The 8,641-nt window shown below is 64.0% G+C and carries 10 protein-coding genes; 9 read left to right on the top strand and 1 reads right to left on the bottom strand.

The annotated features are described in order from the left end of the window. The 5 genes from J6595_RS12990 to J6595_RS12970 form a co-directional block, all read left to right on the top strand. A partial coding sequence (locus J6595_RS12990; protein WP_209594982.1) for a hypothetical protein occupies positions 1 to 319 on the top strand: 319 nt, incomplete at its 5' end. 105 nt (positions 320 to 424) lie between these two features. Beyond that, positions 425 to 1,027, top strand: a complete 603-nt coding sequence (locus tag J6595_RS22750; protein ID WP_209594981.1) for a MarR family winged helix-turn-helix transcriptional regulator — start codon at positions 425 to 427, stop codon at positions 1,025 to 1,027. Between the two features lie 230 nt (positions 1,028 to 1,257). Beyond that, complete coding sequence (locus J6595_RS12980) at positions 1,258 to 2,328, top strand: aromatic ring-hydroxylating dioxygenase subunit alpha (RefSeq protein ID WP_209594980.1); 1,071 nt, start codon at positions 1,258 to 1,260, stop codon at positions 2,326 to 2,328. A 25-nt stretch (positions 2,329 to 2,353) separates the two neighbouring features. Beyond that, complete coding sequence (locus J6595_RS12975; RefSeq protein ID WP_209594979.1) at positions 2,354 to 3,418, top strand: 2Fe-2S iron-sulfur cluster-binding protein; 1,065 nt, start codon at positions 2,354 to 2,356, stop codon at positions 3,416 to 3,418. A gap of 316 nt (positions 3,419 to 3,734) precedes the next feature. Beyond that, positions 3,735 to 4,469, top strand: coding sequence for a class II aldolase/adducin family protein (locus tag J6595_RS12970; protein WP_209594998.1), 735 nt, complete (start codon positions 3,735 to 3,737; stop codon positions 4,467 to 4,469). Between the two features lie 152 nt (positions 4,470 to 4,621). Here the strand turns inward: J6595_RS12970 and J6595_RS12965 are convergent, their stop codons facing one another. Continuing rightward, on the bottom strand, positions 4,622 to 5,434 hold the full coding sequence (locus J6595_RS12965; protein ID WP_209594978.1) for an alpha/beta hydrolase: 813 nt from the start codon (positions 5,432 to 5,434) through the stop codon (positions 4,622 to 4,624). A gap of 461 nt (positions 5,435 to 5,895) precedes the next feature. Between J6595_RS12965 and J6595_RS12960 the strand changes: the two genes are divergently transcribed. From J6595_RS12960 to J6595_RS12945, 4 genes are all read left to right on the top strand, one after another. After that, a complete protein-coding gene (locus J6595_RS12960; protein ID WP_209594977.1) occupies positions 5,896 to 7,143 on the top strand; it encodes a PP2C family protein-serine/threonine phosphatase in 1,248 nt (415 codons plus the stop codon). Further along, positions 7,143 to 7,487 (top strand): STAS domain-containing protein, encoded by a 345-nt coding sequence (locus J6595_RS12955; protein ID WP_209594976.1) that lies wholly within the window; start codon positions 7,143 to 7,145, stop codon positions 7,485 to 7,487. Before J6595_RS12960 ends, J6595_RS12955 begins: the two co-directional genes overlap by 1 nt. Positions 7,488 to 7,489: 2 nt before the next feature. Continuing rightward, positions 7,490 to 7,918 (top strand): ATP-binding protein, encoded by a 429-nt coding sequence (locus J6595_RS12950; protein WP_209594975.1) that lies wholly within the window; start codon positions 7,490 to 7,492, stop codon positions 7,916 to 7,918. Positions 7,919 to 8,127: 209 nt separating this feature from the next. After that, complete coding sequence (locus J6595_RS12945) at positions 8,128 to 8,622, top strand: putative pterin-binding protein (protein WP_209594974.1); 495 nt, start codon at positions 8,128 to 8,130, stop codon at positions 8,620 to 8,622. The last annotated feature ends 19 nt before the right edge of the window (positions 8,623 to 8,641 follow it).

Below are 8,641 nucleotides of genomic sequence, written 5' to 3'. Positions count from 1 at the left end.
AGTCGGTCGCTGCCAGGTCTGCCAATCGCAAAAACAAGCATTCTTCTTCAATCAAAACCAAAACGCCCCGCCAGGATATCATCCGGCGGGGCGTTTGCCGTTTGGGGGGCGGAAAACGGAGACGTTTCAGGTCGAAACGGCGCCCCTCCGCGAGGCAGCTCAATCGCCTCGCGAGCCATGGCAGAAGGCCCTGGATCGCTTTTCCGATTGCTCGTGTGTTTTTGCCGCGATATTTCCGCACGGCCTGTCCAGCGCCGTTTCCTGTCATGGACGACATGATGCCCGACACAAAGGTGAGATATGCCCGCCGAGCCGTTGAAGATTTCGGGCCTAATGCTCAGTTCGGATCTGGGCTTCGCAAGGCGAGGCATCGTCTCATGACGCGTTTCAGGCAGATGAGCGTCGGCGTGCGGAGCCCCGCCCGGTGGCCCTCCCCTTCCCGATGGACCGAAACGACGCTGGCGCCGCTCACGGCGGCTGCGGCCGTGGCGGCACGACGGGCGATCCGGCGGTCACGGGGGAAGCCGGCCTGATGGCGAGGACGCGGCCAGTGGCAAAGAGCAGGCCGGCAGGGAACGGCGACATTCCGGACGCGGCGATCGAGGGTTATGATCCGCGCCACCACCCGGCGCAACTTGTGCGCAGGGTGCACCAGCTCGGCGCGCAACTCTTCACTCAGAACGTCCGCTATCCGAACCTGTCGGTGACCCAGTTTGTCGCCCTTGTGACGCTTCTGAAGCTCGGGCCGGTGGCCATGAGCCAGCTCAGCCGGCTGACGTCGATGGACCCATCGACCACCACCGTGGTCGTGCGCAAGCTGGAGCGGGAGGGGTTGGTCGAGAAATTCAAGAGCCCGGACGACCAGCGGACCTCCGTGATCGCGCTCACCGAAGCCGGGCGGCGCTGCGCCGAGGAGCATGTCCCGGTGAGCGTTGCTGCCGGTGAAAAGCTGCTGGAGCCGCTGACGGAGATCGAGAAACAGCTCTTCGTCGCGCTGTTGCGCAAGGTCGCCGAACCCGGGGACTGACCGAGGGGGGAATCGGTGGCAGTACGTGGTAAACTCGGCCGCCCTGCCCGGCGGGCGGTCTCGATGGTGTTTCATCGTTACATGGGCAAATCGGCCATCTGAGGCGTCGGGCGCTTTGTTGGACGGATTGCAAAACGGCCTTGATCTGCGTCCAAAAACTACGTACACGTAGTAAAGAGATCCGGCAATCCGACATGCCGGCGAGCCAACGCAGATTCAGGAGTGACGGCATGACGACACTGGTTCGCAACGCGTGGTACGTGGCCGCCTGGTCGAGCGAGATCGACGAGGAACTTCGGCGCTTCACGATTCTGGGAGATGCGGTGCTGCTCTACCGCCGCAAGGACGGCAGCGTCGCTGCGCTGGAAGATCGCTGCCCGCACCGGCTGCTGCCGCTTTCAAAGGGCAAGCGCATCGGCGACGCGGTGCGCTGCGGCTATCACGGCCTGACCTTCGGCCCCGACGGCAAGTGCACCCGCGTGCCCGGGCAGGACAAGATCCCGCCATCCGCCTATGTCGAGACCTACCCGATCCACGAGCGCCACGGCATCGTCTGGATCTGGATGGGAGAGGCGCATCGCGCCGACCCCGCCGAGATCTTCGACCTGCCGCAATTCACCGATCCGAAGTGGCACGCCCATCAGGGCGACGCGCTGCACCTCAAGTCGAACTATCTGAACGTCGCCGAGAATCTGGTGGATCCGGCCCATGTCAGCTTCGTGCATCCGACCACCCTCGGCAACTCGGCTTCCGAGAACGTCCCCGTACACGTCTCAACGGAAGGCAAGACGATCACCGCCTGGCGCTGGATCCGCGACGCCGAGCCGATCGGTTTCTTCAAGGCGTTCGGCGGTTTTGAGGGCAATGTCGATCGCTGGCATTACTACCACCTCCACATCCCTTCCATTGCCGTGATCGACTTCGGCTCCGCCGACGCCGCCGATCAGATCGCCGAGGACGACCGCGACAGCGGCAACCGCGTTCTCGCACTGCATTTCATGACGCCGGTCGACGAAGGCTACACGATCGACCGCTGGATGCACCTGCGCAATACGGCGATCGAAACCGAGGAGGCATCGCAGAAGATCGACGCGATGCTGCGTATCGCCTTCGCCGAGGACAAGGAGATCCTCGAGGCGGTGCATGCCGAAGAGCAGCGCCCGATGAAGCGCCGGCCGATCCGCATCGCGATCGACCGCGGGCCGATGGTCTACCGCAAGCGCATCAGCGATCTCCTCGAAACCGAGCGGACCCTCGATGCCTCGGCCGAAACCAACGCTTCCTTCGTCTACCACGACTGAAAGCGCCGGAAAAAGGAGCGTCGCCATGGTGGATGCAACGAGAAGCGCTCCGCTCGATCTGAAAGTCGTCGAGCGCGTGGAGGAAAGCCGCAACGTCGTCTCGATCCGCTTCGAAGTGGTGGGAGGCGAGCCCGCCCCCTTCATCGCCGGGCAGTATCTGCCGATCCGCCTCGCGCTGCCCGGGCGGCCCATCGCGACCTACACCATCTCGTCTGATCCGGCAGACCGCCGCGGCTATCGGATCAGCGTCAAGCGGGAGCCGGGTGGCAAGGGCGGGTCCCGTCATCTCCACGAAACCGCGACGGTCGGCGCGCGCTTTGCCGCAGAACTGCCGCGAGGCCGCTTCGTGCTGGAAGCCGGCGAGCGGCCGGTGCTGCTTCTCACCGGCGGGATCGGGATCACACCGGGCCTTGCGATGCTGGCGGAACTCGCCCGCCAGCCGGAACGGCCGACCGTTTTCGTGCATGCCTGCCAGTCGGCCGAGGAGCATTCCTTCATGCGCGAAGTGGTGGAGTTGACGCGGGCGGCTCCGAACCTTTCCACCCATGTCGCTTATGCAGAGGGCAGTGACGAGGACATCGCCTCTGGCCGCTGCCATTCCATCGGTCTTCTCGATCGCGCCCGGCTGCGGAGCCTGCTGCCGCAGGACGCCTGGATGGTCTATCTCTGCGGACCCGACGGCTTCATGAAAGCGATGCGATCCGCCTTGGTGAGCCTTGGCGTGCCCGACGCCGACATTCGCCAGGAAAGCTTCGGCGAAGCCGCCGGCGAGGTGCCGCGATCGGCCATCGCGGTCGCGGCGGAGGAGCCGCGGGACAAAGCGGCAGATGTCGCCGCCCCGATGGTTCGCTTCGCCCGGTCCGGTCTGGAACGCGCCTTTGACGGATCATGTGGCACCTTGCTCGATTTTGCCGAAGCCCAGGGGCTCAGCCCGAACTTCGAGTGCCGGGACGGAATTTGTGGGACCTGCGCCTGTCGCAAGCTCGACGGCGAGGTTTCCTATGCCGAAGAGCCTCTCGAGCCGCCTGAAGACGGCCACGTCCTGTTGTGCTGCTCGGTGCCGAGGGGCGACGTCACGCTCGATCTCTGAGCGAACTGCCTTGTGTTTTCGGTCAGGCGGGCAAGATCGCGCGAGCAGGCGAACGCAATCTCTCCCATGCCACGCGGCCGACGACGGGCGAGCTGATGCGACTGGGAAGTCGCGCTGTCCGGCTCCTTCGTCGGCCCGTGCATAGGGCCGATCCTCATCGCAATCTGCGTCGTGCTGGCGGCCCTGCCGGTGGTCTCGGCGGTCTTCAGCCGGACGCGCAAACATGCGATGCCATCATGACAGGCCGGAGCGTCAGACCGATGGTGAAACCGGGTCTGATCCCCTCGACAGGAACGGAAAAGAACCGATGACAGTCATGTCCGATGCCGAACGCCAGACCCGCGAGGAACTCGCCGCATGCTACCGGCTGGCGGCCCGTCATCGCTTCACCGATCTGATCTACACCCACATCACCGCGCGGGTGCCGAAGGAGGACGGTCACTTCCTGATCAATCCCTATGGCTGGCGCTGGGAAGAGATCACCGCGTCCTCTCTCGTCAAGATCGACGTCAACGGCAACAAGCTCGATGGCAGTCCGCACCGGGTGAATCCGGCGGGATTCACCATTCACTCGGCGGTTCACATGAACCGGCATGACGCGGCCTGGATCATGCACACCCACACCCGCGCGGGCGTCGCGGTGTCCTCGATGGAAGAAGGTCTCCTGCCGCTCAATCAGATCTCCCTGCAGTTTCACGACCGCATCGCCTATCACGACTTCGAGGGCATCGCGCTGGATCTGGAAGAGCGCGCGCGCATCGTCGCCGATTTCGGCTCCCATCCCGTGATGATCCTGCGCAATCACGGCCTCATCGCCACCGGCCGCAGCGCGGCCGAGATGTTCAACGCCATGTATTATCTGGAACGCGCCTGCGAAATTCAGATCGCCGCGCTCTCCACCGGTCGCCCCTTACGCCTGGTGGACCCGAAGATCGCCGACCATGTGGTCGGGCAATATGCGCAGATGAACGAAGCCGACGGCGATCTTCAGCTGGAATGGCAGGCGCATCTGCGCAGCATCGAGAACGAGTGCAGCGATTACCGGAGCTGATGGCGCCATCCCCCGGGCGGGGCGGATTGAATTCCCCGCCTCCCCGATCCCGCTTCCCCTGCCCGGCCTCCCCGCCATCGTGAACGGAGAGGGGCGCGGCCTCGCATCGGAACCGCGCCCCTCGTCGTTCGATTAGGCACTTCGCCTCGCGTCTATTTGCGAAAGGTGTCGCCGGCAAATTTCAGGGCATCGGGCACCGCCATCCGCCAGTAGTTCCAGTCGTGCTTGCCTTCCCGCACACGGAAGCGATGATCGATCTTCAGGTCGCGCATCGCGATGTGGAGGGCGGCATTGCCGTCGAAGAAGACGTCGTCGGCGCCGCAATCGATATAGAACCGCGTCTGGCCCCAGCCGGTCGGCTCGAAACCCTTGGCGAGCTCGAAGACGCTGTTGGCTCGGTAGTGCTCGTTCAGCCGTTCGACGCCCCTGAGGCCGAGACCCCAGGCCTTGCCGTAGCGCTTGTCGTAGCCGCTCTGGTCGAGGGCGATGGTCTGGGCGTCCGTGCGGAACGCGCCGCTGAGAACGGCGGCGCTGGCAAAGAGCTCGGGATCCTTCAGCGCATAAGCGATCGCCGCATAGCCGCCCATCGACAGACCGATGATGTTGCGCGCGTATTTCCCCTCGATGACGCGGTAGGTCTTCTCCACATGCGGCATGAATTCCTGGCGGAACATGTCCTCCCAGCGATAGCCGCCATCGGCGTCGTTCATGTAGTAGGTGTAGAACTGGTTGTCCTCGTCCCGGCGCCCTTCCGGCGTCACGGCGATGAAGGGCGGCAGTTCGCCGGAATTGATCATCCGGTCGAGGATCTGATCGACGCCGCCATAGCGGAACCAGTCTTCGTTGCGCCCGTCCCAGCCACCATGCATCAGATATACCAGGGGATACTTACGGTTTCCCGCGTCATAGTTGGGCGGAAGATAGACCGTGTAATAGACGTCCTTGCCGAGGATACGGCTCGGCATGCGCCGCTCCTCGAACACCGTGCCAGTCTCGGTTGCGGCGGCGGGCACCGCGCAAAGGGCGAGGAATGTCACGATGGCAAGGAGGAAACCCCGTGCCAGCAAATGGCACAGGCGGTTTGATGGCCCTGACGCCGCGCCAGCCCTGCCTCCCGCATGTCTCTTCGTCAACCGATCCATGGTCACCCCTCATACAACCAAAAACATGGGCCGAGACGCGTGTCGAGCGCATCCCGTCGATATCGTATTGCCTCAGGAGCGTTGGTATTTGGTAAAATATCGACTGACAGGTACAAGAGAAATTTCTCTGTTTATGAGTTGATAACAGTTCAATGGCAGAGGTAATGACGCATTCAGGGCAATAATGTCTTGTTTGCAAGCAATACAAACAATAAACTGCAAAAGTTTGTGTCTCATACAAAACTATCGGCGGATGTGTATTGTCAAATTCAGGTCTGGCAAGAATGACGACGATCGTGGAACGCAATTCCTTCGGCGAGGCCGATCGCGCTGCCGCGCCCGCGGCAATGCGGATCGTCGTCGCAGATGACGATGCCAGCCAGCGACACTATCAGTCGGCGCTCTTGCGCAGGATGGGATACGAGCCGCTCGTCGCCGAAAATGGCGGCCGCGCCCTGGAGTTGCTGCAGGGATCCGACGCGGCGATGATGATCTGCGACGTCGACATGCCGGAAATGGACGGCATGACCCTGGCGCGCCGGGTCCGTGCGCTGGCGCTGGGGCGCTATGTCTATGTGTTGATGATCACCGGCCACCATAGCCGCGAGGACCGGCTGGCGGGCATGGAGGCCGGCGCCGACGATTTCATGAGCAAGCCGGTCGATGCGTCGATCCTCGCTTTGAGGGTCAAGGCGGCCGAGCGGATCATTCGCTATGAAGCTGAGCTGCAGGCCAGCCGCCGCGGGCTGCAGATCGCCTATGAGACGATCCGCGCCGATATCGAGGCGGCGGCGAAAGCCCAGCGGCAGCTGATGCCGCGCGAGCGGGCGCACATCTCCAGCTGCCGCTTTTCGTCCCGTTTCCTGCCCTCGAGCGAGGTCTCTGGCGACGTCTTCGGATATTTTCCCCTCGGCGGCGACGCGCTGGGATTTTACGCCGCCGATGTCTGCGGTCACGGCGTGCGGGCCGCGCTCTCGGCCGTTGCTCTCGCCCATCTGGTGACGCCGGAATATTTCGCCAACAACGTCTTTGCGAACGATCCGCAAGACCCGGTGTCGATCTGCACGGCGCGCCTGGTCGCGGCGCTCGACCAGCGCTTTCTCGAGGCTTCGGACGACGACAGCTACTTCACCTTCTTCGGCGGCATCCTTCTGGAGGCGTCGGACCGGATGCATTTTTGCCAGGCCGGATATCCGAGCCCGCTGCTGATCCGCGCCGATGGCCGGACCGAGTGGCTGGGCGAAGGCGGAATGCCGGTCGGGATGCTGCCAGGGGCGAGCTTCGATTGTCAGGAGGTCACGTTCAGGCCGCGCGACCGTCTCTTCGTCTATTCGGACGGCGTCGTCGAGGCCGAGAGCCCGAGCGGCGAACCCTTCGGCCTCGACCGCCTGGCGGCCTTCGTCGCAAAGGCTCCGGTTTCTCGTTCGGACGCGCTCTTGGACGGCCTTGCCGCAAGGCTTCGCCAATGGACCGCAAGCGACCTGTTCGAAGACGACGTCTCAATGATCCTCATGGAAAGGGAAGGCTACTGATGCTCACGAAAATTCCAGGCTCGGGCGAAGACCCGGCAATCTTCTCGCTCGACGCCCCGCGTTTGACCGCCGCCAACAGCCCGGCTTTCCGGCAGGAAATGGCCGATCTGATTTCCGCCGGCGCCACGAGGGTCGTGCTCGACCTGTCGCCCGTCGCCTTCATCGACTCCACCGGCCTCGGTTCGCTGGTCGCCATCCTGAAGCAGATCGGCAGCCGTGGCGATCTCGCGATCTGCGGCGTCCAGCCCGGCGTCCAGCAGATGTTCAAGCTCACGCGCATGGATCGGGTGTTCCGGATCTATCCGAACCTTGCCGCAGCTTCGGCCGCGCTCGAGAGCGCCTGATCATGACGCCGCGGGCAGCCATGATTGTTCCGGCGACCCTCGAAGCGGCCGACGCGGCGACCGTCGATCTGCGCGGTCGGGCGTCCGCACTCCTGGCCGAAGAACAGCTCGCCCGCTTCGAACTCGCGGCGAGCGAAGCGCTGACCAACATCGTTCGCCACGCCTATGGCGGCAAGGCGGGCGGCGAGATCGACATCGAGCTGTTCGAGGCGCCGGACCACGCCGTCACCCTTGTCCTCAGGGACCGGGGCGAGGCGCCGCCGGCAGGTACGTTCGACCTGAAGAACCTGCCGGATGTCGATGAGGTGGATGTCTTCGCCCTCCCGGAAGGAGGCTGGGGTGTCGGCCTTCTTCACCAGTGCGCCGACGAGATCGGGTTTCAATCGGACGCCCGCGGCAACCGATTGACGCTGCGGTTCAAGCCGGCCTGAACCGTCCAGGGGCGCGCCTTTGCCTTTGATGGTTTCCAAACGGCTTTGCCGGCCTGCGTAGCGGCCGGCAGGCGTTCGTTTCAGCGCATGGTTTCCCGTCGCGGCTCATTCCGCCGCCTCGGGAACATCCCATGCCAAGTCCCGTACGGCGGCGGGCCGTCAGCCTGCGGGCCGCATCGTCACCAACCCACAAAGACAGGGAACAGACCATGGTTCGTTCGTTCTTTCGCAAAATGCTCCTCCTGGCGGGTCTCGCCATCGTCGGTGCTGCGGCCCTGCCGCCGGCCGCCGATGCCGCCCGCGCCCTTCTCACCGTCACCTCCAATGGCGGCGAGACCGTCACCCGCTTCGATCGCGAGGCTCTGGAGAAGTTGCCGGTGACGACCTTCGAGACGACCACCCCCTGGACCGAGGGCAAGATCCGCTTCGAAGGCGTCAAGCTGAGCGATCTTGTTGCGGCGGTGAAGGCCGAAGGCAACGAGATCGTCGCCACCGCTCTCAACGACTACGCCGTCACGCTGCCGGTCGTCGACGAGACCGGTGCCGATCCGATCATCGCCTACAAGGCGAATGGCGAGCCTATGTCGGTCCGCGAGAAGGGGCCGTTGTGGATCATGTATCCCTTCGATTCCGACGAGGTGCTGCAGACCGAGACCTACCAGTCCCGGGCGATCTGGCAGCTCAACCGGCTGACGATCCGCTGAAGCCGAAATGGACGCGACG

The sequence above is a fragment of the Jiella mangrovi genome, from assembly GCF_017815135.1.
Classification (GTDB): Bacteria; Pseudomonadota; Alphaproteobacteria; order Rhizobiales; family Rhizobiaceae; genus Jiella; species Jiella mangrovi.
Note: the sequence above shows the minus strand (reverse complement) of the source record. Positions and strands in the feature narration are given on the sequence as shown.

What these genes read in the sequence shown, in the direction of transcription:
- J6595_RS12975 (WP_209594979.1), top strand. Translation starts at nt 2,354, where the DNA reads ATGGTGGATGCAACGAGAAGCGCTCCGCTCGATCTGAAAGTCGTCGAG.
- J6595_RS12950 (WP_209594975.1), top strand. Translation starts at nt 7,490, where the DNA reads ATGACGCCGCGGGCAGCCATGATTGTTCCGGCGACCCTCGAAGCGGCC.
- J6595_RS12955 (WP_209594976.1), top strand. Translation starts at nt 7,143, where the DNA reads ATGCTCACGAAAATTCCAGGCTCGGGCGAAGACCCGGCAATCTTCTCG.
- J6595_RS12980 (WP_209594980.1), top strand. Translation starts at nt 1,258, where the DNA reads ATGACGACACTGGTTCGCAACGCGTGGTACGTGGCCGCCTGGTCGAGC.
- J6595_RS12965 (WP_209594978.1), bottom strand. Translation starts at nt 5,434, where the DNA reads ATGCCGAGCCGTATCCTCGGCAAGGACGTCTATTACACGGTCTATCTT.
- J6595_RS12970 (WP_209594998.1), top strand. Translation starts at nt 3,735, where the DNA reads ATGTCCGATGCCGAACGCCAGACCCGCGAGGAACTCGCCGCATGCTAC.
- J6595_RS12960 (WP_209594977.1), top strand. Translation starts at nt 5,896, where the DNA reads ATGACGACGATCGTGGAACGCAATTCCTTCGGCGAGGCCGATCGCGCT.
- J6595_RS12945 (WP_209594974.1), top strand. Translation starts at nt 8,128, where the DNA reads ATGGTTCGTTCGTTCTTTCGCAAAATGCTCCTCCTGGCGGGTCTCGCC.